The organism is Streptomyces coeruleofuscus (assembly GCF_039532725.1).
Classification (GTDB): Bacteria; Actinomycetota; Actinomycetes; order Streptomycetales; family Streptomycetaceae; genus Streptomyces; species Streptomyces coeruleofuscus.
Genome location: NZ_BAAASE010000001.1, coordinates 1,577,853 through 1,603,178, shown reverse-complemented (window position 1 = coordinate 1,603,178; position 25,326 = coordinate 1,577,853). Strand labels below are relative to the sequence as shown.

Annotated in this window: 18 protein-coding genes and 1 pseudogene; 8 read left to right on the top strand and 11 right to left on the bottom strand. The window is 72.9% G+C overall.

Features of this window, described 5'->3' with window-relative positions; genetic code table 11:
- Nucleotides 1–83 precede the first annotated feature (83 nt).
- Entirely contained in the window at nt 84–1,190 is a 1,107-nt protein-coding gene (locus ABFX81_RS07015; protein ID WP_346137751.1) for an XdhC family protein, read from the top strand.
- 1 nt (nt 1,191) lies between these two features.
- On the opposite strand, the gene ABFX81_RS07010 is transcribed toward ABFX81_RS07015, so the two are convergent.
- Together ABFX81_RS07010 and ABFX81_RS07005 are read right to left on the bottom strand one after the other, a co-directional pair.
- Entirely contained in the window at nt 1,192–2,007 is an 816-nt protein-coding gene (locus ABFX81_RS07010; protein WP_086850108.1) for a methyltransferase domain-containing protein, read from the bottom strand.
- Nucleotides 2,008–2,257: 250 nt separating this feature from the next.
- Entirely contained in the window at nt 2,258–2,767 is a 510-nt protein-coding gene (locus ABFX81_RS07005) for a YfcE family phosphodiesterase (RefSeq protein ID WP_086850110.1), read from the bottom strand.
- A 210-nt stretch (nt 2,768–2,977) separates the two neighbouring features.
- On the opposite strand from ABFX81_RS07005, the gene ABFX81_RS07000 reads away from it, so the two are divergent.
- Complete coding sequence (locus ABFX81_RS07000) at nt 2,978–4,918, top strand: glycosyltransferase (RefSeq protein WP_086850113.1); 1,941 nt, start codon at nt 2,978–2,980, stop codon at nt 4,916–4,918.
- Between the two features lie 4 nt (nt 4,919–4,922).
- Nucleotides 4,923–5,528 carry a dTDP-4-dehydrorhamnose 3,5-epimerase gene (gene rfbC, locus ABFX81_RS06995; protein WP_086850114.1) on the top strand — a complete coding sequence of 202 codons (606 nt, stop codon included), beginning with the start codon at nt 4,923–4,925 and terminating at the stop codon, nt 5,526–5,528.
- A gap of 263 nt (nt 5,529–5,791) precedes the next feature.
- Here the strand turns inward: rfbC and ABFX81_RS06990 are convergent, their stop codons facing one another.
- The 7 genes from ABFX81_RS06990 to ABFX81_RS06960 form a co-directional block, all read right to left on the bottom strand.
- Complete coding sequence (locus tag ABFX81_RS06990) at nt 5,792–6,604, bottom strand: class I SAM-dependent methyltransferase (RefSeq protein ID WP_086850116.1); 813 nt, start codon at nt 6,602–6,604, stop codon at nt 5,792–5,794.
- A 204-nt stretch (nt 6,605–6,808) separates the two neighbouring features.
- Nucleotides 6,809–7,684 carry a dTDP-4-dehydrorhamnose reductase gene (rfbD, locus tag ABFX81_RS06985; protein ID WP_086850118.1) on the bottom strand — a complete coding sequence of 292 codons (876 nt, stop codon included), beginning with the start codon at nt 7,682–7,684 and terminating at the stop codon, nt 6,809–6,811.
- The gene (gene rfbB / locus ABFX81_RS06980; RefSeq protein ID WP_086850120.1) at nt 7,681–8,661 is read right to left on the bottom strand and encodes a dTDP-glucose 4,6-dehydratase; all 981 of its coding nucleotides are present in this window, start codon (nt 8,659–8,661) and stop codon (nt 7,681–7,683) included. The genes rfbD and rfbB overlap by 4 nt, the downstream gene beginning before the upstream one ends.
- Nucleotides 8,658–9,725, bottom strand: coding sequence for a glucose-1-phosphate thymidylyltransferase (locus ABFX81_RS06975; RefSeq protein ID WP_086850122.1), 1,068 nt, complete (start codon nt 9,723–9,725; stop codon nt 8,658–8,660). The genes rfbB and ABFX81_RS06975 overlap by 4 nt, the downstream gene beginning before the upstream one ends.
- A gap of 104 nt (nt 9,726–9,829) precedes the next feature.
- A complete protein-coding gene (locus ABFX81_RS06970) occupies nt 9,830–10,012 on the bottom strand; it encodes a hypothetical protein (protein ID WP_086850124.1) in 183 nt (60 codons plus the stop codon).
- 182 nt (nt 10,013–10,194) lie between these two features.
- Nucleotides 10,195–10,614 (bottom strand): CBS domain-containing protein, encoded by a 420-nt coding sequence (locus tag ABFX81_RS06965; RefSeq protein ID WP_086850126.1) that lies wholly within the window; start codon nt 10,612–10,614, stop codon nt 10,195–10,197.
- Between the two features lie 92 nt (nt 10,615–10,706).
- Nucleotides 10,707–13,154 carry a SpoIIE family protein phosphatase gene (locus ABFX81_RS06960; protein ID WP_346137750.1) on the bottom strand — a complete coding sequence of 816 codons (2,448 nt, stop codon included), beginning with the start codon at nt 13,152–13,154 and terminating at the stop codon, nt 10,707–10,709.
- Nucleotides 13,155–13,340: 186 nt separating this feature from the next.
- Here ABFX81_RS06960 and lanKC point away from each other — a divergent pair, with 186 nt between their 5' ends.
- The 4 genes from lanKC to ABFX81_RS06940 all read left to right on the top strand — a co-directional run bounded on the left by lanKC (nt 13,341) and on the right by ABFX81_RS06940 (nt 20,191).
- Entirely contained in the window at nt 13,341–15,947 is a 2,607-nt protein-coding gene (gene lanKC / locus ABFX81_RS06955; protein ID WP_086850128.1) for a class III lanthionine synthetase LanKC, read from the top strand.
- 84 nt (nt 15,948–16,031) lie between these two features.
- Complete coding sequence (locus ABFX81_RS06950; protein ID WP_010040504.1) at nt 16,032–16,148, top strand: SapB/AmfS family lanthipeptide; 117 nt, start codon at nt 16,032–16,034, stop codon at nt 16,146–16,148.
- Nucleotides 16,149–16,232: 84 nt separating this feature from the next.
- Nucleotides 16,233–17,984, top strand: coding sequence for an ABC transporter transmembrane domain-containing protein (locus ABFX81_RS06945; RefSeq protein WP_086850130.1), 1,752 nt, complete (start codon nt 16,233–16,235; stop codon nt 17,982–17,984).
- On the top strand, nt 17,981–20,191 hold the full coding sequence (locus tag ABFX81_RS06940; RefSeq protein ID WP_428837137.1) for an ATP-binding cassette domain-containing protein: 2,211 nt from the start codon (nt 17,981–17,983) through the stop codon (nt 20,189–20,191). Before ABFX81_RS06945 ends, ABFX81_RS06940 begins: the two co-directional genes overlap by 4 nt.
- Here the strand turns inward: ABFX81_RS06940 and ABFX81_RS06935 are convergent.
- Nucleotides 20,114–20,689 (bottom strand): annotated as a pseudogene (locus ABFX81_RS06935) (LuxR C-terminal-related transcriptional regulator); the annotation flags it as partial. The gene ABFX81_RS06940 and the pseudogene ABFX81_RS06935 overlap by 78 nt on opposite strands.
- Nucleotides 20,690–20,951: 262 nt before the next feature.
- On the opposite strand from ABFX81_RS06935, the gene ABFX81_RS06930 reads away from it, so the two are divergent.
- Nucleotides 20,952–23,108, top strand: a complete 2,157-nt coding sequence (locus tag ABFX81_RS06930; RefSeq protein WP_086850135.1) for a SpoIIE family protein phosphatase — start codon at nt 20,952–20,954, stop codon at nt 23,106–23,108.
- A gap of 668 nt (nt 23,109–23,776) precedes the next feature.
- Here ABFX81_RS06930 and ABFX81_RS06925 read toward each other — a convergent pair.
- Nucleotides 23,777–25,189, bottom strand: a complete 1,413-nt coding sequence (locus tag ABFX81_RS06925; protein WP_346137749.1) for a S1 family peptidase — start codon at nt 25,187–25,189, stop codon at nt 23,777–23,779.
- Nucleotides 25,190–25,326: the final 137 nt, after the last annotated feature.

Genomic DNA, 25,326 nt, shown 5'->3' with positions numbered 1-25,326 from the left:
GTGCAGTGCAGCAGACCGGCCCGGTGGGCCACAACGGAATTAACCGCCGACGGGGTACCCGTGGGGTGTGGAAGGAGCCGGTCGTGCGTGACATCCTCCCGGTGCTCGGCCGCTGGTACGCGGCCGGGCTCCCGTTCGGCCTGGCGACGGTCGTCGAGGTCAGCCGCAGCGCGCCGCGCGATCCGGGCGCGGCGATGGCGGTGGGTCCGGACGGGGAGGTCGTGGGCAGTGTGTCCGGGGGCTGTGTCGAGGGTGCGGTGTTCGAGCTGGCGCAGGAGGTCGTGGCGAGCGGCGTGGCCCGGCTGGAGACCTTCGGATACAGCGACGAGGACGCCTTCGCCGTCGGCCTGACCTGCGGCGGTGAGATCACGCTGCTGGTGCGTCCCGTGACGGCAGAGCGGGATCCCGTTTTCGGCTCGGTCGTGGACTGCGTCGCGGCCGGGGAACCGGTGACCACGGCGACGGTGACCGACGGTCCGGCCCCGCGCGGGGCGACGCTCGCCGTCCGGCCGGACCGGGTGTCGGGCACGCTGGGCGCGAGCGGCCTGGACGCGGCCGTCACCGCCGACGCGCGCGGCGAGCTCGCTCTCGGTGCCACCGGGCTGCGGCACTACGGGCCGCAGGGGCAGCGCCGCGAGGACTCCGTCAGCGTGTTCCTCCAGTCCTTCGCACCGCCGCCGCGGATGCTGGTCTTCGGCGCGATCGACTACGCGGCGGCCGTCGCCCGTATCGGGGACTTCCTCGGCTACCGCGTCACCGTCTGCGACGCCCGCCCCGTCTTCGCCACGCCCCGGCGCTTCCCCGAGGGCGTCGAGGTGGTCGCCGAATGGCCGCACCGCTACCTGAGGGACACGGACACCGACGAGCGCACGGTCGTCTGCGTCCTCACGCACGACCCCAAGTTCGACGTGCCGCTGCTCCAGGAGGCACTGCGCCGGCCCGCCGCCTACATCGGGGCGATGGGCAGCCGCCGTACCCACGCCGACCGCGCGCGGCGGCTGGCCGAGGCCGGGCTCACCGAACGGGAGCTGTCCCGGCTGCGCTCACCGGTCGGTCTCGACCTCGGGGCCCGTACGCCCGAGGAGGTGGCGGTGTCCGTCGCCGCCGAGATCGTCGCTCTGCGCTGGGGCGGTACGGGGGCCCCGCTGACCGCCACGGAGGGAGCGGTGCATCCGCCCCGGCCCCGGTGAGTCAGGGCCGGGGGCCGTCGTCGGCGGGCCGTCGGCCCCAGGCCGAGATCATCGGTGAGGTGGCGAGGTCGAGGCGCCCGGCCTCGACGTTGGCGAGGTGCCGCTCGATCTCCTCGTCGGTGGCGAGGCCCTCGGCGACCAGCTTGTCCCGCACCTGCCGGACGGTGGCCGCCTCCAGGACGTCGCACGCGGGCGAGGTGACCGGGAAGTACGCGTCGGCCTCGACGTCGGCGAGTCCGGCCTCGCGCAGCAGCCGGGGCAGCCTGCGTCCGTAGGAGAAGTCGGCGCCGCGCTGCCGCAGCAGCTCGCGGAAGCCGGTGCGGAGCCGGTTGGCCAGCTCCTGCTCGGGGCCGTACTCGTCGGGGCAGATCAGCGGCTGGAGCGCGGGGTCGGCGTCCTCCACCAGCAGCCGTCCGTCGGGGCGCAGGGCCTGGATCATGGTGTGCAGCGCGGCGTCGCGCTCGGCCACGTGGACCAGGACGAGGCGGGCGTGGACCAGGTCGAAGGGGCCGGCCGGGGGTTCGTCGCGGCCGACGTCGTGGCGGAGCACCTCGACTCCGTCGGTGGCGGCCGCCTCGGTCCAGGACACGTCGATGTCGGTGGCGAGCACACGCCCGCGCGGTCCGACGCGCTCGCGCAGCCACGCGGCGACGCCCGGCCCGCCTGCTCCGACCTCCCAGCACCGCCACCCCTCTGCGACACCCAGCGTCTCGAAGTGCCGGAACGTCGAGGCGTCGAAGAGGGCGGCCAGCGCGTCGAAGCGCGTACCGGCCTCGGCCTGCCGGTTGTCCAGGAGGTATCCGTCGTCCCGCGCCATGCGCCGATCATGACAGGGCGGTTCCCTGCGGCGGCCGGACACCCCTGGGGTCCGTCGTTTGGATCAGGCCGCAGGAAATCGACGGTGGTGTCCGGCGCCGGTGAGCGGGGTCTGGTGCGTGCGGCTGCAAGGCGGAGGAGGGCACCGCCCGCGCGAGCGAAGCCGAGCGTGGGGGAGTCGGCAACCGACGACAACGCGGCAGATGCGCGTGCCAGACCCCGCGTCTGCGGCGTGATCCGAACGGCAGGCCCTAGCCGGGCGTGCGGGGCGGCAGCCGGTGCAGTTCCACGTCGGTGAGACTGCCGTCGGCGACGGTGGCGGTCATGTACGTGCAGTGGGGCTGGCGGCGGCGGTCCGTCGGGGAGCCCGGGTTGAGCAGGCGCAGGCCGGTGGGGGCCGTGGTGTCCCAGGGGATGTGGCTGTGGCCGAAGACCAGCACGTCGAGGCCGGGGAAACGGGCGGCGCAGCGCTTCTCCCGGCCCTGGGCGGAACCCGTCTCGTGGACCACGCCGAAGCGCACCCCGCCCAGGTCCGCGTACGCCACCTCGGGCAGCCGGGCACGCAGGTCCGGTCCGTCGTTGTTGCCGTACACGCCGACGAGCCTGCGGCAGCGGTCCTCCAGCAGGTCGAGGGTGGCCGTGTCGACCCAGTCGCCCGCGTGGAACACGACGTCGGCGTGCGGGAGTTCGGCCAGCAGGGGGGCGGGCAGGACCTTGGCCCGCTTGGGCAGGTGAGTATCGGACATGAAAAGCAGGCGCACATCCTCACCCTAGAGGCTTCGCGCCGCCCCGCCCGGGAACCCGGTCGATCTTCAAACAGGCGGACCGCGCAGCTCAGTTGCACCATAGCGGGAGATGATCACGGCCCGGTCTCGAAAGGTGAGGCGGCCTCGCCGACCGGTTAGCATCGGGCAACACGCAGTACAACAGGACGTCTACGGCAAGCGACCCGAAGGGGCCCGGAAACCCGAATGCCGGTCAAGGTCAGCGTCATCGTCCCCGTCTACAACCCGGGGATCTACATCGAGGACTGCATCGCCTCGCTCCAGAGGCAGTCCCTGCCTCCCGAAGAGTACGAGGTGATCTTCGTCGACGACGGCTCGACCGACGAGACGCCGGCCCGGCTCGACGCGCTCGCCGCCGAGGACCCCCGGATGAAGGTCATCCACCAGGAGAACTCCGGCTGGTCGGGCAAGCCCCGCAACGTCGGCATCGAGGCCTCCCGCGGCGAGTTCGTCATGTTCGTCGACAACGACGACTACCTGGGCGACGAGGCCCTGGAGCGGATGTACGACTACGGCGTGGCCAACGGTGCCGATGTCGTCGTGGGCAAGATGGCCGGCAAGGGCCGCGGCGTGCCGGTGGAACTGTTCCGCCGCAACCATCCGCGCGCCACCGTCGAGAACGCCCCGCTCATCGACAGCCTCACCCCGCACAAGATGTTCCGCCGCGCCTTCCTGGACCGCATCGGCCTGCGCTTCCCGGAGGGCAGAAGGCGCCTGGAGGACCACGTCTTCATCGCCGAGGCGTATCTGCGCGCGGAGAACGTCTCCGTGCTCAGCGACTACGTCTGCTACTACCACCTCCGGCGGGAGGACGGCTCCAACGCCGGCTTCGAACGCTTCGATCCGGTCGGCTACTTCAAGAACCTCCGTGAGGCCCTCGACGTCGTCGAGCGGTACACCGAGCCCGGACCGGTGCGCGACAAGCTCTTCCGGCGCTGGCTGCGCGTGGAGATGGTCGAACGGCTGCGGGCGCGTCGCTTGCTGAAGCTGCCGGACGACTACCGCAGGGAACTGTTCACCGAGATCCACGAGGTCGTCGTCGAGCGGTTCGGTCCCGGTGTCGCGGCCGGGCTCCAGCCGACGCAACAGGTCGTCGCCGCGCTGACCGCGGCCGACCGGTACGACGACGTCGTGGCCTTCGCCCAGTGGGAGGCCGGTGTCGCCCCCAAGGCGGCCCCCGGGCACGTGGAGTGGCGGGACGGCTCCCTCAGCGTGGGCTTCACGGCCGAGTACACCTCCGGCGGGGAGCCGATGACCTTCCCCGCCGACGCCGAGGCGACGCCGCTGGACGACGCGCCCAAGGACGTGTCCGAGGCGGTGGAGTGGGTGGCCGCGCAGACCGCCGCGCGCTTCGGCCAGGCCACCGCGGACCTGCTGCTGCGGGAGCGGTCCAGTGCCGCGCAGTACTTCCAGCCCGTGCGGTTCACCCGTGAGACCGTGCCCGTCGGGGACGGCGAGGAGGTCCGGCTGGTGCTGCGGGCGACCGCCACCGTCGATCCGGCCGACCTGCCGAAGGACGGCGTCTGGGACGCGCTCGTCCGGGTCAAACTCGGCGGCTGGACAAAGGAGTGCCGGCTGGGCCCGGCGCCGCGGGAGAGCCGGCCCACGCCGGATGTGGGGGTCGTCGGAGGCCGTACGGTTCTGCCGTACTGGACGGATCCGCACGGCAACCTCTCCCTGGACCTCGGCGTGCGGGGCAAACGGCTCGGGCTGGGCCGCGTGCAGCAGTCCGGCGTCACCGTCTCCGGCGACCGCGTCCGTGCCCTGCTTCCGGTGTACGTCCCCGGCGAGACGGAAGTGCGGCTGCGGTTCGTCTCCGCCCAGCAGATCTCCGAGGCGCCCGGCACGCTCTCCCCCGCCGCTGACGGGACGGGGGCCGTGCTGGCGGCGGCCCTGCCCGTGGAGAACCTCGCGCGCGGCGTCTGGCGGGTGGCCCTGTGCCTGGCCCCGGACGCAGCCCCGCCGCTGTACACCGGGTTGCCGTTCGCGCTGCGCTCGGCGGGCGGGCGTGTGGAGGTGGCGCCGGTGCCGCGGCCCGGCCTGGCGCTGCGGGTGGCGCGGCGTGCGCGACGCGTGGTCGGTACCGTGCGTCGGAAGGTTTCCCGTAACAGGATCGGAGGGCAGTGACGGCATGCGACCACTGGGGATAGAGGGCGCCTGGGTTCTGGAGCCCAAGATCTTCCCGGACGACCGGGGCAGCTTCCACGAGTGGTACCGCAGCGCGGAGTTCCGTGAGGCCACGGGCTACGACCTGTCCCTGGCCCAGGCCAACTGCTCGGTCTCCCGGCGGGGCGTGCTGCGGGGCGTGCACTTCGCGGATGTGCCGCCCAGCCAGGCCAAGTACGTCACCTGTGTGCGAGGTGCCGTCCTCGACGTGGTGATCGACATCCGCGTGGGCTCCCCCACCTACGGGCAGTGGGAAGCGGTGCGGCTCGACGACGACACCCGGCACGCGGTGTTCCTCGCGGAGGGGCTGGGCCACGCGTTCATGGCCCTGACCGACGACGCGACGGTGGTGTACCTGTGCTCGGCGGGCTACGCCCCGGGACGCGAACACGGCATCCACCCGCTCGACCCGGACCTGGGCATCGAGTGGCCCGAGGGCATCACACCGGTGCTGTCCGACAAGGACGCCGCGGCGCCATCTCTGGCCGAGGCGGAGCGGTCAGGACTGCTTCCCACGTACGCGGACTGCGCCGCCCACTACGAGCGGTTGCGGGGGCGGCTCGACAGCTGAGCTCGTACCGGGACTCCGCCTGACCGTGCGACATGGTGTCCGCCAATCGCCGGCCGAGACCCGGGCAGCAAGATCGTCGATTGCTCACCTCTCCGTGGTCGGCCTGGTCGCGGCCGTACGCCGGCGACCCTGGGAACGGCACCGTTCTCATCAAGGGGAACGACGCGAGCAATGACGGAGACTGAAGCGGGCAGAGCCCGGCGGTTGCCGGACTCTGCCCGCTGTCGGCCGGAGCGGGAGGGTGTTGTTGGCACTCGCCGGGGTCAGGACTTGGCGTAGCGCTGCTTCAGCGCACTCCGCTTGTTGCTGCCTTCGGCATTCTTGCCCTTTTCGATGATCACCAGGTTGTGGTAGAAGTGCACGCCGACGACGTTGAGGTCCGTATAGGTCGGCTGATAGCTCTCATCCACGAATTCCTCGTAGTTGAGCCCGTCCGTCAACCGCTTCAGCATCGCCATGCTGGTGTGCGGGGCGTCGAGGTCCTCGCTGCCCATCCATTCGGGCCAGTATGACGACTGCGTGTCCTCGACGACGTAGATGCCGCCGTCCTTGAGCCGGGGGAAGAGCGTCTCGAACGTCGTGATCACGTGCGGGCTGCGGTGACTGCCGTCATCGATGATGACGTCGAGTTCGCCGATCTTGTCGGCGACGGCGTTCAGGGACGCGGGGTCGGACTGGTCGCCGACGAACGTCGTGATGCGGTCCTCGTCGACAAAAGACTTGTCGTGAATATCCATTCCGAAGATCTGCGCCTTCGGGAAGAAGTGCTTCCACATGCGCAGCGATGCCCCGCCCTGGCCGGTCCGGCTGTAACCGCCGATTCCGATTTCCAGGAGGTTGAACGATTCGTTCTTCAGGTGCTGGAGATGGCGCTGGTAGTGCTGGGTGTACCGGTGCGTTCCCCATTTGTCCGTCTTGAAATGCACGGCCAGTTTGTTGAGATCGCCGGAGATCGCTGCGAGTCCGGTCGGCTTGGCCGGCTTGGCCGGCTGGCCGGAGAGGCGCTTCTTCAGTCGGCGCAGAACCCGTAGGTTCTTCTCGCCCAAGGCAGACTTCACAATCGTACGCATCGACATCGCGGGGGCGTTTCCTTTCATGGGGCCTACCGGTCGGACACCGGACGGTGGAGCGACTCACTGTCGGCGGGCTGCGAGGTGGCGTGGCCGACGCCGGGCGGGCGGGAACGCCTCACGCGCGTCGACGTGACGTACGCGTCGCCGCGGCTGGCATTCGGCGTTGCTCGGCACGCCACGCCGCACGGGGCGGGAACCCGTGCAGTCTCACTGGGACATCTCCTTGCGGATACGGGGCAGTGCTTCGTGCAGGGCGGAGCGCCAGTCGCGCGGCAGGGGCAGGCCGATCTCCTGCCACCGGCGGTGTGCGAGGGCGCTGTACGCCGGGCGGGGCGCGGGCCGGGGGAAGGCCGCGCTGCTGGTGGGGCGTACCCGGTCCGGGTCGGCGCCGATGAGGGAGAACACCTCGCGGGCCAGTTCGTACCAGGTGGCCTCGCCCGAGTTGGTGGCGTGGAAGACGCCGTGCGCGTCGGGGCCGAGCCGTAGGCCGAGGTCGGCGATCCGTTCGGCGACGTCCGCGCTCCAGGTGGGCTGTCCGCGCTGGTCGTCGACGACATCGAGGGTGTCGCGGCGGGCTTCGAGACCGATCATGGTCCGCACGAAGTCAGTGCCGTGGACCCCGTAGAGCCAAGCCGTGCGCACGATCGCGCTCGCCCCGGGCAGTTCCTCCAGCACGGCCCGCTCCCCGGCCAGCTTGGTGCGGCCGTAGGCGGTGCGCGGCCCCGTCGGATGATCCTCCGGGTAGGGGGTCGTGCGGGCCTCGCCGGAGAAGACGTAGTCCGTGGAGACGTGGATCAGGCGGGCGCCGTGTGCGGCGCAGGCCCGGGCGAGCAGGCGCGGCCCGTCGCCGTTGATCTCCAGGGCGCGGGCCTCGTCGCTCTCGGCGTCGTCCACGGCCGTGTACGCGGCGCAGTTCACGACCACGTCGGGCCGGTGGTCGCACACAGCCGTGTCGACGGCCGCGGGCGCGGTGATGTCCAGGGCCGCACGGTCCAGCCCCACCACGTCCTCGCCGCGCCGGGTGAGCTCCTCGACCACGTCATGGCCGAGCATTCCGCCCGCCCCGGTGATCAGCCACCTCATGACCGCTCCTGGGCGACGCGCTGCTTCAGGGGCTCCCACCAGGCACGGTTGTCGCGGTACCAGGCGACGGTCTCGGCGAGGCCGGTGGCGAAGTCGTGGCGGGGGTGGTAGCCGAGTTCGTCGCGGGCCTTGGACCAGTCGACGGAGTAGCGAAGGTCGTGGCCCTTGCGGTCCTCGACGTACTCCACCCGGTCCCAGTCCGCGCCGCAGGCCTTGAGGAGCAGGCCGGTGAGTTCCTTGTTGGTGAGCTCGGTGCCGCCGCCGATGTTGTAGACCTCGCCGGGCCGGCCCTTGGTGCGGACGAGGTCGATCCCCTGGCAGTGGTCGTCCACGTGCAGCCAGTCCCGGACGTTGCGGCCCTCGCCGTACAGCGGCACCTTGTGGCCGTCGAGGAGGTTGGTGACGAACAGCGGGATGACCTTCTCGGGGAACTGGTGCGGGCCGTAGTTGTTGGAGCAGCGGGTGACGCGCACGTCCAGGCCGTGGGTGCGGTGGTAGGCCAGGGCCAGCAGGTCGGAGGATGCTTTGGAGGCCGAGTACGGGGAGTTGGGTCGCAGCGGGTGGTCCTCCGGCCACGAGCCGGTCTCGATGGAGCCGTAGACCTCGTCGGTGGAGACGTGCACGAAGGGGCCCACGGCGTGGCGCAGGGCGGCGTCCAGCAGGGTCTGGGTGCCCAGCACGTTGGTGCGCACGAAGTCGGCCGCGCCGGTGATCGAGCGGTCCACATGGGACTCGGCGGCGAAGTGCACGACCTGGTCCGCGTCGGCCGTCAGCTTGTCGACCAGTTCGGCGTCGCAGATGTCGCCCTGCACGAACTCCAGCCGGGGGTGGCCGAGTTCGAGGTTGTCGAGGGTGCCGGCGTAGGTGAGCTTGTCCAGCACGGTGATGCGCGGCGCGTCGGGCGCGTCCGAGGCGAGCAGTGCGCGGACGTAACGGGAGCCGATGAACCCGGCTGCGCCGGTGACAAGGAGGTTCATGAAGTGATCTGTACCTTGCTGTGGTCTCCGAGGACGAAGCGGTGGGCGCTGGGGACACTGGGGGCCGGCGTCACCTCGACGTGCCGGCCTATCAGCGAGGCCTCGATCCGGCCGACGCCCTGGATCGAGGAGTCCCGCAGCACGATGGAGAACTCCAGTTCACTGTCGGTGATCCGGCAGCTCTCGGCGATGGAGGTGAAGGGACCCACGTAGGAGTTGCTGATGACGGTTCCGGAACCGATGACGGCGGGGCCGACGATGCGGGAGTTGACGATCCGCGCGCCCTCCTCCACCACCACGCGGCCGATGGTCTCCGACGCGGTGTCCACGTCGCCGTCGATCCGGCGGTCCATGCCCTCGAGAACCATGCGGTTCACCTCGAGCATGTCGCCGACGTTGCCGGTGTCCTTCCAGTAGCCCGTGATGACCGTGGAGCGCACGTCGGCGCGGGAGTCGATCAGGTGCTGGATGGCGTGGGTGATCTCCAGTTCGCCGCGCCAGGACGGTTCGATGGCGCGTACCGCTTCGTGAATTAGGGGGGTGAACAGGTAGACGCCGACCAGCGCCAGGTCGCTCTTGGGCCGGTCGGGTTTCTCCTCCAGGCTGACGACCTGGCCGGAGGGGTCGAGTTCGGCGACGCCGAAGGCGCGTGGGTCGGCCACGCGCGTGAGCAGGATCTGGGCGTCGGGCCGGTTGCCGCGGAACTCGTCGACGAGGTCGGTGATGCCGCCGACGATGAAGTTGTCGCCGAGGTACATCACGAAGTCGTCGTCGCCGAGGTAGTCCCGGGCGATCAGTACCGCGTGGGCCAGCCCGAGGGGCCGCTCCTGGGGGATGTAGGTGACCTTGAGGCCGAACTGCGACCCGTCACCCACGGCTTCCTCGATCTCCGCGGCCGTGTCCCCGACGATCATGCCCACGTCGGTGATGCCGGCCTCGGCGATCGACTCCAACCCATAGAAAAGCACGGCCTTGTTGGCCACTGGCACCAGTTGCTTGGCCGACGTGTGTGTGATCGGCCTCAGTCTTGTTCCTGCGCCGCCGGACAGCACGAGAGCCTTCATTCGGTTCACCATAGTCGTGATCCGGCGGATGTGAACATCACTTCTTTTAGTTGTCGATGCGCGGAGTTGCGACCGTCTTCACCGCGCGGCCCCCTGGGGAGCGGTCAGTCCTCGCCCCTGACGATGTTCCAGTCCGGCTCGGAGCGCGCGGTCCGGGTGGTGGCCCGGTCCTCCACGGCGGGGAGGCAGGTCCGCATCGCGGCCTTGCCGCGCAGGCGGCGTGCCTTCGACCAGCCGGTCTCGGGCCGACGGGCGACGGGCTTGTCACTGGTCTCCATGGACGTCACGACTCATCATCTTCCTTCTGCGTTCCGCTGCTGTTCGAGTCCCCCTGAACAAACCGAACAAACACGAGTCGTGACGTCTCGGCCGCGCTTCGAAGTCCCTTCCGTCGCAAGGCTGTTGCTCCCAGGCATACGACGGTCCCGCGCACAGTGCGTGCGCGGGACCGGCCGGTCGGGTGCTGTCCTCAGGTGTTGGGACGCGCGGCGCTGATGTCGCCCAGCGCCGAGTCCGGGTCGCGCTCCATGGCCATGTCGCCCAGGGAGACGATGCCCACGGGGTGGCCGTGGTCGACGACCGGGATGCGGCGCACGGAGTGCTCGCGCATCAGCTGTACCGCCTGATCCAGGTCGGCGTCGGGGCTGACGGTGACCAGGTCGTCACTGCACGCGCCGGCCACGGTGGTCTGCTCCGGGTCGCCGCCCTGGCTGATCGACCGGACCACCAGGTCACGGTCGGTGACCACACCGCGCAGGTCGTCGCCGTCCGTCACCAGGACGACGCCGAGGTCCTCGTCGCGCATGATGCGGGCCACCTCGGCGACGGAGGTCTGCGGCTCGACCGCGGCCGGATCGCTGGTCATGATGTCGCGGACATGCTGAGCCATGACGTTCCACTTCCTTCGGCTCGGGTTCTCCGTCTTGCGCCGCCCGGGTACCCGGCGAACCGGCCCGGTCACCAGGTGATCGTGGACGGTGTTCACCTCCCGAGGACCAGTTCCGCCCACACCTGCTTGCCGCCGCTGACCGGCAGGGTCCCCCACGTCGCCGACACGGCCTCGACGAGGAGGATGCCCCGGCCGCCCGTGGCCTCCCAGCCGATGCTGGCCGGCCGGACCGGGCTGCGCGGGGAGGCGTCGGCGATGGCGACGCGCAGGCGGTTGTTGATGAGCGTGAGGTCCATGCGGACCCGGCCGTCGGTGTGGACGAGGGCGTTGGTGACGAGTTCGGAGACGACGAGGAGGACGGCGTCGATGTCCTCGGTGACGCCCCAGGAGCGCAGGGTGCGCCGGGCGAAGCGGCGGGCGTGCCCGACCGCCTGCGGGACGCGCCACACCGTCCAGGTCTCCCGCAGCGGGCGCAGGTCCATGCCGTCGTAGCGCAGGAGGAGCAGGGCGACGTCGTCGCTGCGCGGGGCGTCGCCGAGGAGGGCGTCGGCCACCAGCCCCAGGTCGGCGGGGGCGGCTTCGGCCAGCCGGCCGGCGAGGCGGTCCATGCCCTCGTCGATGTCGGTGCCGGGCGTCTCGACGAGGCCGTCCGTGACCAGGGCGATCACGGTGCCGGGCGGCAGCCGGAGCGGGCCCATGGGGAAGTCGGCCCGGGTGATCACCCCGAGGGGCGGGCCGCCCTCGGCCTCCGCGATCTCGGTACGGCCGTCCGGGTAGCGCAGCACCGGCGGCAGGTGCCCGGCGCGCACGCACCAGGCGGAGCCCTCCTCCAGGTCGATGTCGACGTAGGCGCAGGTGGCGAAGAGGTCGCTCTCCATGTCCATGAGCAGCCGGTTGGCGTGCGCGACCACCACGTCGGGCGGGTGCCCTTCGACGGCGTAGGCGCGCAGGGCGGTGCGCATCTGGCCCATGAGGGTGGCGGCGCCCGCGCTGTGCCCCTGGACGTCGCCGATGATCAGGGCGACGTGGTTGTCGGGCAGCGGGATGACGTCGTACCAGTCGCCGCCGAGTTCGAGTCCGGCCGTGCTGGGCAGGTAGCGGGCGACGGCCACCGCGCCCGGCAGCCGGGGCAGGCGGCGCGGCAGCAGCTGGCGCTGGAGCATGCCGACGAGTTCGTGTTCGGCGTCGAAGGCACGGGCCCGCACCAGGGCCTGTCCGGCGAGGCCGGCGCAGGCGGTGAGCAGGGCGCGCTCGTCGGTGCCGAAGTCGTGCGGGGCGTCCCAGCCGATCAGGCAGGCTCCGGCCATGCGGTTCCCGGCGGGCAGCGGCAGGACGGCGAGACCGCCGGGGCCGACCTCGGCCAGGGAACGTTCCAGGGGGCTGCCGGCGGGCCAGATCCGGGCCCGGCCCTCGCGCAGCGCGGCGGCGAGGGTGGGCATGGCGCGCACGGGCGCGTCGGGCCACTCGCCCCGCCACTCCGTGCGCCACAGCTCGGGCCAGACCTCGGGTTCGGGCGGGTCGAGGACGGTGACGACGAGCCGGTCGCTCTCCAGCTCTGCGAGGGCGATCCGGTCGGCCCTCAGCGGCCGGCGCAGGGCGGCGACCACGGCGTTGCCGACGTCCCGGACGGTGACGGCGGTGGCCAGCGCGGTGGCCAGGCGCTGGACCCGGGCCACGTCGGTGACGTCGGAGCGCAGCGTGGAGGCGTCGGCGACGGTGCCCACGAGCCGCGCGGGGTGGCCCTCGCCGCCGGGCAGGAGACGCCCGCTCAGCCGGAGCCACTTCGGCGGCCCGGTGGGCTGGAGCACGCGGAACTCCAGCTCCCGGTCGCCGATGGACATGTGGTCCGCCTCCACGACGGACATCAGCGAGGGCAGGTCCTCCGGCACGGTCATGCCGAGCAGGGTCTCGACCCGCCCGTCGAACTCCACGGGGTCCAGGCCGAACAGGTCCAGCAGCTCGTCGCCGACCCGGACGCGGCCGGTGTCCATCGCGAGGCTGAAGGCGCCCGGCGGCAGTTCACCGCCCTCGGCGAGCGCGGCCGGAGCGGTGACGGCGACCGCCTCGGAGATGAGTTCCAGGCACGTGCGGTCGTCGGTGTTGAACCCGGCGGGGCTCTCGCTCACGGCGAGCAGGCAGCCGCCGCCGTTGTGCACCGGCAGGGCGACCAGGTGGAAGTCCCGGGACGGCACGCGCCGCGCCTGGGCGTGCTCGGCGAGTTCGGCCGGGCCCATCGAGACCGGCCGCCCGGCGCGGTGGGCCTCGGCGACCGGGGACCGCCCGGCGCGCGGGTAGCTGTCGCGCAGCCCGTACAGCGTCCTGGGCACCCCGGCCGACTCGACGAGGCAGAGCAGTTCGCCGTCCTGACCGGGCGTGTACACGGCGACGAACGCGGCACCGGCGAAGACGAGCGCCTGTTCGAGGGCACGGTGCACGCGTTCGGGCGACCCCTGATCGACCGCGATCGCTTCGAGGGCACCTACGGCACGCAGCGTTCGCGTTCCGCGCTCTTGGGCGCCCTCACTGACCACGTTGGCCATTAGAGCGCTTATGAGACACCTGCGCAGCCCCTGTGACCGTTCCGTGGAGGCGGGCCGGTGCAGGCGCTCGAAAGCCACCGAACATGTCTTTACCCATGCGTTCCGCACGGTGTTCTCGTGACAGGCGTGACTGTCCGGGCCCGTCGCGTGGCTGGAAAGCTCGGTGCCCGTCACGGAGGGGGACGCATGGACAAGCGGTACGAGGTGTACGCGCTCGCCGACCGGCATTTCTACGAGACGCCGGACCGGCTGGCGCGGGGCGGGCAGGAGGCCGCGCAGGGGGCGGCCGCGCACCTCTACGAGACGGCCCGCCGGCCGGTGCCCGAGGGCTGGGAGGCGGCGCGGATCGGCGACTGGCTGACGATGACGCCGCTCGGCCCGGACGGGAAGCCGGCCGAGGGCCCGGCGCAGGGCTGGAAGATCCACGCCTCGGCGACCCGCGCGAACGCGGAGCAGATCGCCGGGATCGTGTGGGACTACTGCGTCGAACGGCGGATCCCCTTCAAGTTCGTGCCGGGCCCGCACCTGCTGCACCTGCGCAACACCAAGTACGCGCCGCGCGACGGCAGCGGCAAGTTCGTCACCGTCTATCCGGCCGGCGAGGAGCAGCTGCACGAGGTGCTGCGCGAGCTGGGCGCGCTGCTGGAGGGGTTCGAGGGGCCGTACATCCTGACCGACCTGCGGTGGGGCGAGGGCCCGCTGTACGTCCGGTACGGCGCCTTCGCGCGCTCGTTCGTCGTGGACGACCGGGGCTCGCTGGTCCCGGCGGTGCGGGACGGCGAGGGGCGGCTGGTGCCGGACCGGCGGGCGCCGTCCTTCCAGGTGCCGGAGTGGGTGACGCTGCCGGAGTTCCTCACGCCTCATCTGGACGCGCGCAACAACACCACGACGGGCGACCTGCCGTACCGCATCGAGAAGGCGCTGCACTTCTCCAACGGCGGCGGTGTGTACGCCGGCACCGACACACGCGACGGACGCAAGGTCGTGCTCAAGGAGGGCCGGCCGCACGCGGGGCTCGCCTCGGACGGCGCCGACGCGGTCGCCCGGCTGGAGCGGGAGAAGCAGGCGCTGGAGCAGGTCGCGGGCACGGGTGTGGTCCCGGAGGTGCGCGACTGGTTCGAGCTCGGCGGCCACCGTTTCCTGGTGATGGACTTCCTCGAGGGCCGTCCGCTCAACTCGTTCTTCGCCGAGCGGCATCCGCTGCTCGCCCAGGACCCCGAGCCGGAGGCCGTCGCCGCGTACACGGCGTGGGCGCTGCGCATCCACCGCAGGGTGGAGGAGGCCGTGGCGGCGGTGCACGCGCGCGGCATCGTCTTCAACGACCTGCACGTCTTCAACATCATGGTCGCGCCGGACGAGGAGTCGGTCTTCCTCCTCGACTTCGAGGCCGCGGCCCCGGTCGGGGAGAACGGCCGCCAGGTCGTCGCCCACCCGGGGTTCTTCGCGCCGCCCGACCGCCGGGGCGCCGACGTCGACCGCTACGCCCTGGCCTGTCTGCGGCTGGCCCTGTTCCTGCCTGTCACCACGCTGTTCGTGGTCGACCGCGGCAAGGCGGCGCATCTGGCCGAGGTGATCGGGGAGCAGTTCCCGGATGTGCCGCGGGAGTTCCTCGACGAGGCGGTCGCGGAGATCACGCGGGAGGTGTCCGGCCGTACGGTGGCCGCTCCCTCCTCTTTGGTGGACCCCGGCGACTGGCCGTACAGCCGTGACTCGATGGTCAAGGCGATCCTGGCCTCGGCCACCCCGGAGCGCGACGACCGGCTCTTCCCGGGCGACGTCGCCCAGTTCTCCGACGGCGGCGGGCTCGGGATCGCCCACGGCGCGGCCGGGGTGCTCTACGCACTGGACGCGATCGGCGCCGAGCGGTACGAGGAGGGCGAGCGCTGGCTGCTGGCCCGGACGGCGCCGGCCCCGGTCGGCACACCGCTCGGCCTGTACGACGGGCTCGCGGGCGTCGCCCTGGTCCTGGACCGGCTCGGGCACCGGCAGCGGGCGCTGGACCTGGTCGAGGGCATCCTCGCGGAGCGGTGGCAGAACCTCTCCTCCGACCTGCACGGCGGACTGGCCGGACTGGGCCTCGTCCTGGGCCACTTGGCGCACACCACCGGGGAAGCGGTGCTGCGCGAGCGGGCCGACGAGGCCGCCCGGATCCTCGTGCGACGGCTCGCCGAGCCGCTCCCGGCCACACCCCGGCGGCGCGCCGGACTGCTGCGGGGCGCGACCGGTCCGGCGCTCCTGCTGCTGCGGCAGTACGAGTGGACCGGCCGGGCGGAATGGCTTCAGGCGGCGGCCGTGGCCCTGCGCCGGGACCTGGAGTCCTGCGTGACCCGCGAGGGCGGTGCGCTGGAGGTCGACGAGGGCTGGCGGACCCTGCCCTACCTCGGCGACGGCAGCGCGGGAATCGGCATGGTACTCGACGACCTCGTGGCCCACGCCCCGGAAACCGCCGGGGAGTTCGGCCCGGCCCGCTCCGGCGTGCTCACCGCCGCCACCTCACGCTTCTACGCGCAGCCCGGGCTGTTCCAGGGCCGCGCCGGAATGATCCTGCACCTCGGCCGCACGACCGAGCCGGGCGCGACCCCGGACCGGCTGGCCGGACAGATCGCCGGACTCGGCTGGTTCGCGATGGCCTACGAGGGCCAACTCGCCTTCCCCGGCCACCAGATGATGCGGCTGTCCATGGACCTCGCCACCGGAACGGCAGGGTGCCTGCTGGCGCTCGGCGCGGCCCTCGACCCGGCGACCGGCGCCCACCTGCCGTTCCTCCCGCCGCCGAACCGGCGGCCCACCTGAACGCGGCTCCGCGTCCCGCGGAGTCGTGACACCACCCCGTCCCCACGGATGACCACGGACGGACACCCAACGGAAGGACACACCATGGCACTTCTCGACCTCCAGACGATCGAGTCCGAGGAGCGGACGGACGGCGGCGGCGCCAGCACGGTGAGCCTGCTCTCCTGCATCAGCGCGGCGAGCGTCCTGCTCTGCCTCTGACCGACGTCCGGTCATGGCCCCGGGCGGTCCTCTCCCTTCGGGGAGGGGCCGCCCGGGGTCCGTCCCGTCCCGTGAAAGGCCCGTATGAGCACGCGTGGTGACGACGACCCGGCGACCGGACACGCCCGCACGCTGCTGCGCACGGCCACCCGGTACAGCGGTGCCCGCTGCGCGGCCCTGTGCCTGGTGAGCACCGCCGCCACCGGTGCCGGGCTGCTGCTGCCGGCCGCGCTGGGCCGGGCTCTCGACCTTCTGCTGGCGCAGGCCCCGGCGACGCGCTGGGTGCTGTACTGCGCCGGCCTCGTGCTGCTGCTCGCCCTGCTGGACGCGGCCCAGACCGTGCTGACCGGGACCGTCGACGCCCGCAGCACCGCGTGGCTGCGCCGCCGGCTGACCGGACACGTCCTGGGCATCGGCCCGCGGGCCGCCGACCGCTTCGGCTCGGGTGACCTCGTCGCGCGCCTGGTCGGCAACGCCGCCGAGGCGGGGACCACTCCGGCGGCCCGTGCGGCGCTGCTCGCCGCCCTCGCCGGTCCCGTCGGGGGTGTGGTCGCGCTCGGCCTGATCGACTGGCGGCTCGCTGCCGTCTTCCTCGCCGGGGCGCCCGTTCTGACGTTCCTGCTGCGCGCCGTGGCCCGTGACACCACTGAGAGCGCGACTCGTTACCAGGGGGCCCAGGGCCGGATCGCCACCGCTCTGGCCGAGGCCGTCGAGGGTTTCCGCACCGTCCGGGCGGCGGGTACGGAGGGCCGGGAGACGGCTCGGGTGCTGCGGCCGCTGCCCGGCCTGTCCGAGGCCGGGCACCGCATGTGGCGGGTGCAGGGACGCGCCGCAGCACAGGCGGTCGCCGTGGCACCGCTGCTCCAGCTCGGGGTGGTCGCCGTGGCCGGTGTGCTGCTCACCAGGGACCTGTTGTCGGTGGGCGAGGTGCTCGCGGCCTCGCGGTACGCGGTGCTCGCGACGGGCGTCGGCGTCCTGGTCGGCCGGCTCGCGGGCCTGGCCCGGGCCCGGGCGGCGGCCCGGCGCCTCGGCGAGGTCCGGGCCGAGCCCGCCACCGGGTTCGGCGAACGGCGGCTGCCCGACGGGCCCGGACGGCTGGAGCTGCGCTGCGTGACGGCCCGGCGCGGCGGACGCGCCGTGCTCGACGGAGTGGACCTCGTCGTACCGGGCGGCACGACCCTCGCCGTGGTGGGCCGGTCGGGCGCGGGCAAGTCGCTGCTGGCCGCGCTCGCCGGGCGGCTGGCCGACCCGGACGCGGGCGAGGTGCTCCTCGACGGGGTGCCGTTGCGCGAGCTGCCGCACGACGATCTGCGGCGCGCCGTCGGCTACGCCTTCGCCCGCCCGGCCCTCCTCGGCGACACGGTCGAGCAGGCGATCGGCCTCGGACTGGCATCACCCTCCCCCGACCGCGTCCGTGCGGCGGCCCGCACCGCCCTCGCGGACGACTTCGTCCGCCGCCTCCCGGACGGATACGACACGGCCGTCGCCGACGCCCCGCGCTCCGGCGGCGAGTCCCAACGGCTGGGCCTCGCCCGGGCGTTCGCACACGGCGGCCGGCTGCTGATCCTCGACGACGCCCTCTCCAGCCTGGACACGGTGACGGAACGCCACATCACCGACGCCCTCCTCGGCGACGGCCCGGGCAGCACACGGCTGCTGGTCGCCCACCGCAGCGCCACGGCCTCGTGCGCCGACGCGGTGGCCTGGCTGGACGAGGGGCGGGTGCGGGCGGTGGGACGGCACGAGGAGCTGTGGCGGCTCGCGGAGTACCGGGCGGTGTTCGGGGAGGGGACGGACTCCGCGTACGCCGGGGCCGGGAGCGGGGCAGAGGCATGACGGGTATGACGGACAGCCCCGTGCGGGGTGGGCTGCCTTCGCGTGGCCTTCGGTTCCTGCTGGCCCGGTGGCGGGTCCTCCTGCGGCTCACCGCCTGGTCGGTGCTGGAGACCGGGCAGACCTTCCTCATCGGGTACGGGCCCGCCCGCGCCCTGGACGACGGGTTCCTGCGGGGGCGGCCGGATGTCGGGCTGGCCTGGCTGGCGGTGGCCGGGCTCGGTGTCCTGGCCGGGGCGTACGGGACCGCACGGGTGTACGCGGCCGTCGCCGCGCTGGTCGAACCGTTCCGGGACCGGCTCGTGGAGCGCGTGGTCGCGCGCGGAGTGCGAACCGGTGACGCGGGCTCCCTGTCCGGGCTCACCCAGCAGGTGGAGATCGCTCGGGACACCTTCGCCGGGCTGGTCATGGTCTCCCGCTCCTTCGTGTTCACCGCCGCCGGTGCCCTGGCCGGGCTGTTCACGCTCGCCCCGCCGCTCCTGCTGGTCGTCGGGCCGCCCCTGGCCGCGGGGGTGGCGCTGTTCGCGGCGACACTGCGGCCGCTCGCCCGGCGGCAGGAGGCGTTCCTCGTCGCGGACGAGGCCTTCGCGGGACACCTGGGCACCGTCTGCCCGGGCCTGCGGGACATCACGGCGACCGGCGCCGAGGCGCACATCGCCGCCGCCACCGGCGAACGGGTCGAGGCGGAATTCCGGGCGGCACGCTCCCTGGCCCACTGGGGCGTACTGCGCGTGGCGTCCCTGGCGCTGGGGGGCCAGCTCCCGCTCGTGCTGCTGCTCGCCACCGCCCCGTGGCTCCTGGCCCACGGCGTCACCACGGGCGCCCTGGTCGGCGCCCTCGCCTATGTCACCCAGTCCCTGCTGCCCGCCTTGCGCAACCTGATCCACGGGCTGGGCACCAGCGGTTCCCGCCTGACGGTGGTGCTGCGCAGGCTCGCCCCGGCGGGTTCCGCCGAGAACGACGGCACGGGCGGCGACGGAACGCGGTCGCGGGCGGGCAGTCGGCCCGCGGATACGACGAACGGGAGTACGGGGCAACGCCGCGCAGACACGGCGAACCCACGCGCGGAGCACCGTCCCCCGGACACGGCACAGCAGCGCCCGGAACCCCGCCCCGCGCCCGGCACCCGCGCCGACAAGCCCCGCGGCGGGCTCCCGGGAGCCGTACGGACCGCCGACGGCACACTCCACACGCCCCTCGCATCGGCATCCGCATCCGCATCCGACGGCACAGCCCGCACCCCCACCGCGTCCGACAGCACACCGCTCACCCCCACCGCCGACGGCCGGACCATCCCCGCCGGCCATGCGCCGCCCGTTCCCTCTCCGCCCGCCCTGTCCCTCTCCTCCGTCACCTTCGCCTACGGCCCCGCCAGCGCCCCCGTCGTCGAGGACCTCGACCTGACCCTCCCGGCCGGCTCGCACCTGGCCGTCGTCGGACCCAGCGGTGCCGGCAAGTCCACCCTCACCGCCCTCGTGGCCGGGCTTCTCACGCCGGACCGGGGCACCATCGCGGTGGGCGGACACCCCGTGCCCGGGCCGGAGGCGGCCGCCGCGCGGGTGCTCATCCCGCAGGAGGCGTACGTCTTCGGCGGCACGCTGGCCGAGAATCTCGCGTACCTGCGTCCGGAGCCGGTGCCTGAGGAGGAACTGCTGGCCGCGGCGGCGGCGGTCGGCCTCGCCCCGCTGGCCGGCCGGCTCGGCGGCCTCGGCGCACGGGTCGACCCGTCCGCCCTGTCGGCCGGCGAACGGCAACTGGTCGCGCTGACCCGGGCCTACCTGTCGTACGCCCCGCTCGCCCTGCTCGACGAGGCGACCTGCCATCTGGACGCCGAGGCGGAGGAGCGCGCCGAGCGGGCCTTCGCAGCGCGGCCGGGCGGGACCCTGGTGGTTGTCGCCCACCGCATCAGCTCGGCCCGCCGCGCCGGCCGTGTGCTGGTCATGGACGGCCGGAGCACGGCCTGCGGCGGCCACGAGGAGCTGATGCGGTCCTCGGCGCTGTACCGGGACCTCGTCGGGAGCTGGGCGCCCGCACCCTCCCGGCGGCGGTCAGAGCCAGCCCTGTCCCTGCGAGATGCGGATCGCGTCGATGCGGTTGCGGGCCCCGGTCTTGCGGGTGATGGCCGCCATGTAGTTGCGCACGGTCCCGTGGGACAGGTGCAGGCTCCCGGCGATCTCCGCGATGGAGGCTCCCTCGGCCGCGAGGGATAACACGCTCAGCTCTCTGCGGGTCAGCGGCATCTCGGCCGCCTTGAGGAAACCGAACCCCAGCGAGTCGTTGACGAAACGTTCCCCCTGGGCGACCCGGCGGATTCCGCGCAGCAGGTTCTGCGGCGAACCCTCCTTGTCGACGTAGCCGAGCGCCCCCGCCTCGGCCGCCCGTTTCAGCAGTCCGGGCCTGTTCGCGGTGGCGAGCACGAGCAACCGCGGGCGCGTCCGGTCCGGGCCCGGCCGGCACAGCTCCCCCAGCGGCGGGATGCCGTAGGTGTCCGAGCACTCCAGGTCCGCCGCGCAGACGTCCGGCCGCACGGACGGCAGCAGTCCGGGAGCGCCTCGCCACGACGTGTCGTGCACCACGAGATCGGACTCCCCCCGCAGCCACTCCGCCAGCACCGATCGCACCAGACACTCGTCGTGCACCAGAAGCACCCGGATCACTGCCACCCCCTCGGCTCGCCGTACGCCATTCGTGTTGAGCGCGTGCCCCATTGTTCGCGACCGTGACCCTGCGTGGGCGCGGAGAACCGGCCATCAGGGTGCGTGGGGGCGCACGCGCGGCGCCCGTACACCCCGCCGCGCTTCGACTTCGGCGGCATGGGTCGCGGCGGTCGGGGTACGCGGGCGCCCTCTCCGGCGCCCGCGTGTGTGTGACCGACGGTAACCAGGTCCGTCCCCGTGCCGCTCGTCGTGCGCGAAGGGCCGCCAGGGAGGAGATTTGTTCGTGGGCCCGGTCGCGCGGCCGTGCGAGGAGGTGGTCGGCGTGTCCGACGGACAGTCGTCCGCGCAGGCGCCGGCAGCCGCCAGGACGCCGGTCGGCCGACCCCTGCTGTCCTTGGCGCTGGCCTCGATGATGGACGAGGTGCACGCCCACTCCGGTGCGGTCTACCTGCTGGCGCAGGACCAGCCGGTGCTGGAGATGGCGGTGATGGCGGGGCTGCCCCGGGCCTTCGCCGCGCCCTGGGAGCGGGTGGGACTGAGCGCGCCGATCCCCGTCGCCGACGCGGCGCGCGAGCGCAGACTGGTGTGGGTCGGCGGCGAGGAGGAGATGGCCCGCCGCTATCCGCGGATCGCCGTGGTGCTGCCCTATCCGTTCGCCCTGGCGGCGGTGCCGGTGGCCACCGAGTCCACCGTGTACGGCGCGGTGTTCGTGACCTGGCCGGGCGGGCATCCGCAGGAGCTGTCCGACCGGGAGCGCGACGGCCTGACCGCGGCCTGCGGCCGGCTGGCGGTCCGGCTGGAGCGGGCCGCCGAGCACAGCATCCCGCCGCACCCCGAGACCGATCTGGTCGCCTCGCCCCTGGTGGGCGGTATGGCCGGCACGCTCGGCACGGTGGAGGCGGCCCGGATGGTGAGCCGGCTGCCCTACGGGCTGGTCTCACTGGATCTGCACGGGCGGATCGGCTTCGTCAACGCGGCGGCGGCCGAGCTGCTGAACGTCCCGGTCAGCCGGCTGCTCGGCACACAGCTGTGGGCGTCGGTGCCGTGGCTCAACGACCCGGTGTACGAGGACCGTTACCGGGCCGCGCTGATGAGCCAGCACACCGCCTCGTTCGTGGCGCTGCGCCCGCCCGGCGAGTGGCTGTCGTTCCGGCTGTACCCGAGCACGACGGGCCTCAGCGTCCGGATCACCAGGTCCCGGGCCGTGACGGAGATGAACCGGGCCGCCCCGCCGTCCGACGGGACGCCGACCCGGCTGGTCACCATGTCGCAGGTGCTGGACCTGGCCAGCGCGCTAACCGAGGCGGTGGGGGTGCAGGACGTGGTGCAGCTGGTCGCGGACGAGATCGCCCCGGCCGTGGGCAGCCAGGCCCTGGTCGTGCTGGGCTCGCGGGCGAACCGGCTGCGGGTGCTCGGGCATCGCGGGTACCGGGACGCGACCGTGGTGGAACGGTTCGACGGGATGCCGCTGACCGAGCCGACCCCCGGCACACAGGTGCTGCGCACGGGCGTGCCCGCCTTCTTCGAGTCGCAGGACCAGCTGGAGCGCCTGTACCCGGCGCGGGTCGCCACGCCCGACGGGTTCGCGGCCTGGGCGTATCTGCCGCTGATCGCCCAGGGCCGGCCGGTGGGGACGTGCGTGCTCTCCTACGCCGAGCCGCACCACTTCCCGACGGAGGAGCGAGCGGTGATGACCAGCCTGGCCGGGCTGATCGCCCAGGCGCTGGAGCGGGCGCTGCTCTACGACGCCAAGCACCGGCTCGCGCACGGCCTCCAGGAGGCGCTGCTGCCGCACTCCCTGCCGTCGCTGCCCGGCATCGAGGCGGCAGCCCGCTATGTGCCGGCCACGCAGGGCATGGACATCGGCGGCGACTTCTACGACCTGGTGCGCACCCAGGGGATGGCGGCGGCGGTGATCGGGGACGTGCAGGGCCACAACGTCACGGCGGCCGGGCTGATGGGGCAGGTCCGCACCGCGGTGCGCGCGTACACGACCGTGGGCCAGGCGCCCGAGGAGGTCATGCGCAGCACCAACCGGCTGCTGCTCGACCTGGGGGCGGACCTGTTCGCCAGTTGCCTGTACCTGCGCCTGGACCCGGCGCACGGCCGGGCCGTGATGTCCCGGGCGGGTCATCCGCCGCCGCTGCTGAGACGTCCGGACGGGCGGGTGCGCGTTCTCGACCTGGCCGGCGGCCCGCTGCTGGGCATCGACGCCTCCGCGGTGTACCCGACGACGGAGGTCGCCCTCGCCCCCGGCTCCCTGCTCGTCCTCTACACCGACGGGCTGGTCGAGTCCCCCGGCACCGACTTCGAGGAGGCCCTCGCGATCCTGGGCCGCCGCCTGGCCGACGCCGGGGACCAGCCGCTGGACGAACTGGCCGACAGCCTCGTCCGCCAGGAGCCCCACCGCACGGACGGGGAGGAACGGCTCGACGACATCGCCCTGTTGCTGCTCAGGGCCGTCGGATAGGGCCCCGGAGGTTCTCCCGCGGCGCCCCGTCGGCGCGCGGATGGGCCGGCCCTCCCTCCGGAGGGCCGGCCCGGTTCCACCGCCGGCCGGAACCGCACGAGAGCGCTCAGGCCGGGGCGGCTTCGAACGCCGGTGGGCGCTGCCGACCAGGACCCGCCCGAGCACCCTCAAGCCGCTCGGCGGCCAGGAACGCGGTTGGCGCCAACGGCCCGGATCCGCGGCTGAGCCCGTCGGCGGCCGAGAACGCCGGCGAACGCCAACGACCGACACCACGGCTCAACCCCGTCAACGGCCGAGAACGCTGACGAACGCCAACGACCCGACACCACGGCTCAAGCTCAACCCGGTCAACGGCCGAGAACGCCGACGAACGCCAAACGACCCGACACCACAGCTCAACCCCGTCAACGGCCGAGAACGCTGACGAACGCCAACGACCCGACACCACAGCTCAACCCCGTCAACGGCCGAGAACGCCGGCGAACGCCAACGACCCGACACCACAGCTCAACCCCGTCAACGGCCGAGAACGCCGACGAACGCCAAACGACCCGACACCACAGCTCAACCCCGTCAACGGCCGAGAACGCCGGTGGGCCGGCCCGGTCCCGCCAGGAAGGGGGCGGAACCGGGCCGGCGGCGTCGGACCGGCTGCCGACGTTCTCGGGTCAGCGGGACTCGGTCAGACCGGAGTTGTCCTCGACTCCCTGGCCCGTGTCCTGACCGGCGCCGGCTCCGGCGCCCGCGTCCTCGCCTCCGGCCTGCTCACCGGCACCCGCACCAGCACCGGCACCGGCCTCTTCACCGGCACCGGCTTCTTCGCCCGCACCCGCACCGGCCTCGCCGCCGGCACCGGCCTCTTCACCGGCGCCCGCTTCCTCACCGGCACCGGCACCGGCGTCCTCGCCCACACCGGCTTCCTCGCCGGCACCGGCCTCTTCACCCGCGCCGCCGGCCGCACCGCCCGCGCCGAGGGTCGCGCCGACCGCCTCCAGGGCGGTGGTCACCGGCTGGAAGAACGTCTCGCCGCCGACCGTGCAGTCGCCGCTGCCGCCCGAGGTGAGGCCGATCGCGAGACCGTCCTGGGTGAACAGCGAGCCACCGCTGTCGCCGGGCTCGGCACAGACATTGGTCTGGATGAGGCCGGTGACGGTGCCCTCGGGGTAGTTCACCGTGGCGTCGAGGCCCAGGACCTGGCCGTCGGCGAGCCCGGTGGTGCTGCCCATCCGGAAGACCTCCTGGCCGACGGTCGCCTCCGCGGCCTCGGTGATCTGGACGGTCTGGTCGCCGGTGTTGACCTCGCTGGGCGCCTCGGTCGCCGGGTCGTCGTACTTCACGAGTGCGAAGTCGCCGTCGCCGGGGAAGGTGGACTGGTCGACGGTGGCGATCGGCTGACCGCCCTGCGTGTCCGACCACTCGTTGCCGCCGAGGGTGCAGTGACCGGCCGTCAGGAAGGCCGGCGAGCCGTCGCCCGCGGTGACGTTGAAGCCGAGGGAGCAGCGCGAGCCGCCCGCGAAGATGGCGTCACCGCCCGAGACGAACGGCTTGAAGGTGCCCGCGGACTTCTTGAGGGTCGCCATGCCGGAGCCGAGGCTCTGCACGGTGGACTCCAGTCTGTCCCACTTGGCGCCGGTGACGGTGCTGTCGGCCGTCACCAGGAGCTTGTTGGTGCGTGGGTCGATCGCCCAGGAGGTGCCCGCGATGGTCGCGTCCGACTTCAGGGTCTGCGCCCCGCCCTGGAGCTCCGACCAGCTGTTGTCGACCTCGCGGACCTTCGCGCCCGCGGCCTTCGCCTGCACGACCACGTTGTTGTTGTCGCCCGGTACGACGTTGACGACGAGCTGCTGGCTGTCGCTGTCGTAGTAGGAGCCGCCGAACGCCTCACCGAGGAGCCCGGAGAGCTGCGAGGCGAGATCCGAGGCGTCGCCCGCCTTCAGGGTCTTCGGCGCGGCCGCCGCGTCGTCGGACGAACCGTCCTGCGACGCGTTGGCGTTGGGGAGCAGGATCGCGGCCGCGCCGAGCGCCACCACGCTGCCCGCCGCTATCGCGGCCTTGCGCTTCGGAATTCGCTTGTGACTCAAACTTCTCTCCTCCTGGGGAACGGAGTAGGTGCCGCCGTCCGGCAGCTCTTGGGGGGCGCCTGGATGGCTGTTGGTACGCACGGGCCGTCCGGGACGTTCAATTCCGTTTGCAAGTGATCCGTTCGCATCGCGGAATC

What these genes read in the sequence shown, in the direction of transcription:
- ABFX81_RS07010 (WP_086850108.1), bottom strand. Translation starts at nt 2,007, where the DNA reads ATGGCGCGGGACGACGGATACCTCCTGGACAACCGGCAGGCCGAGGCC.
- ABFX81_RS07000 (WP_086850113.1), top strand. Translation starts at nt 2,978, where the DNA reads ATGCCGGTCAAGGTCAGCGTCATCGTCCCCGTCTACAACCCGGGGATC.
- rfbC (WP_086850114.1), top strand. Translation starts at nt 4,923, where the DNA reads ATGCGACCACTGGGGATAGAGGGCGCCTGGGTTCTGGAGCCCAAGATC.
- ABFX81_RS06990 (WP_086850116.1), bottom strand. Translation starts at nt 6,604, where the DNA reads ATGTCGATGCGTACGATTGTGAAGTCTGCCTTGGGCGAGAAGAACCTA.
- rfbD (WP_086850118.1), bottom strand. Translation starts at nt 7,684, where the DNA reads ATGAGGTGGCTGATCACCGGGGCGGGCGGAATGCTCGGCCATGACGTG.
- rfbB (WP_086850120.1), bottom strand. Translation starts at nt 8,661, where the DNA reads ATGAACCTCCTTGTCACCGGCGCAGCCGGGTTCATCGGCTCCCGTTAC.
- ABFX81_RS06975 (WP_086850122.1), bottom strand. Translation starts at nt 9,725, where the DNA reads ATGAAGGCTCTCGTGCTGTCCGGCGGCGCAGGAACAAGACTGAGGCCG.
- ABFX81_RS06965 (WP_086850126.1), bottom strand. Translation starts at nt 10,614, where the DNA reads ATGGCTCAGCATGTCCGCGACATCATGACCAGCGATCCGGCCGCGGTC.
- ABFX81_RS06960 (WP_346137750.1), bottom strand. Translation starts at nt 13,154, where the DNA reads ATGGCCAACGTGGTCAGTGAGGGCGCCCAAGAGCGCGGAACGCGAACG.
- lanKC (WP_086850128.1), top strand. Translation starts at nt 13,341, where the DNA reads ATGGACAAGCGGTACGAGGTGTACGCGCTCGCCGACCGGCATTTCTAC.
- ABFX81_RS06950 (WP_010040504.1), top strand. Translation starts at nt 16,032, where the DNA reads ATGGCACTTCTCGACCTCCAGACGATCGAGTCCGAGGAGCGGACGGAC.
- ABFX81_RS06945 (WP_086850130.1), top strand. Translation starts at nt 16,233, where the DNA reads ATGAGCACGCGTGGTGACGACGACCCGGCGACCGGACACGCCCGCACG.
- ABFX81_RS06940 (WP_428837137.1), top strand. Translation starts at nt 17,981, where the DNA reads ATGACGGGTATGACGGACAGCCCCGTGCGGGGTGGGCTGCCTTCGCGT.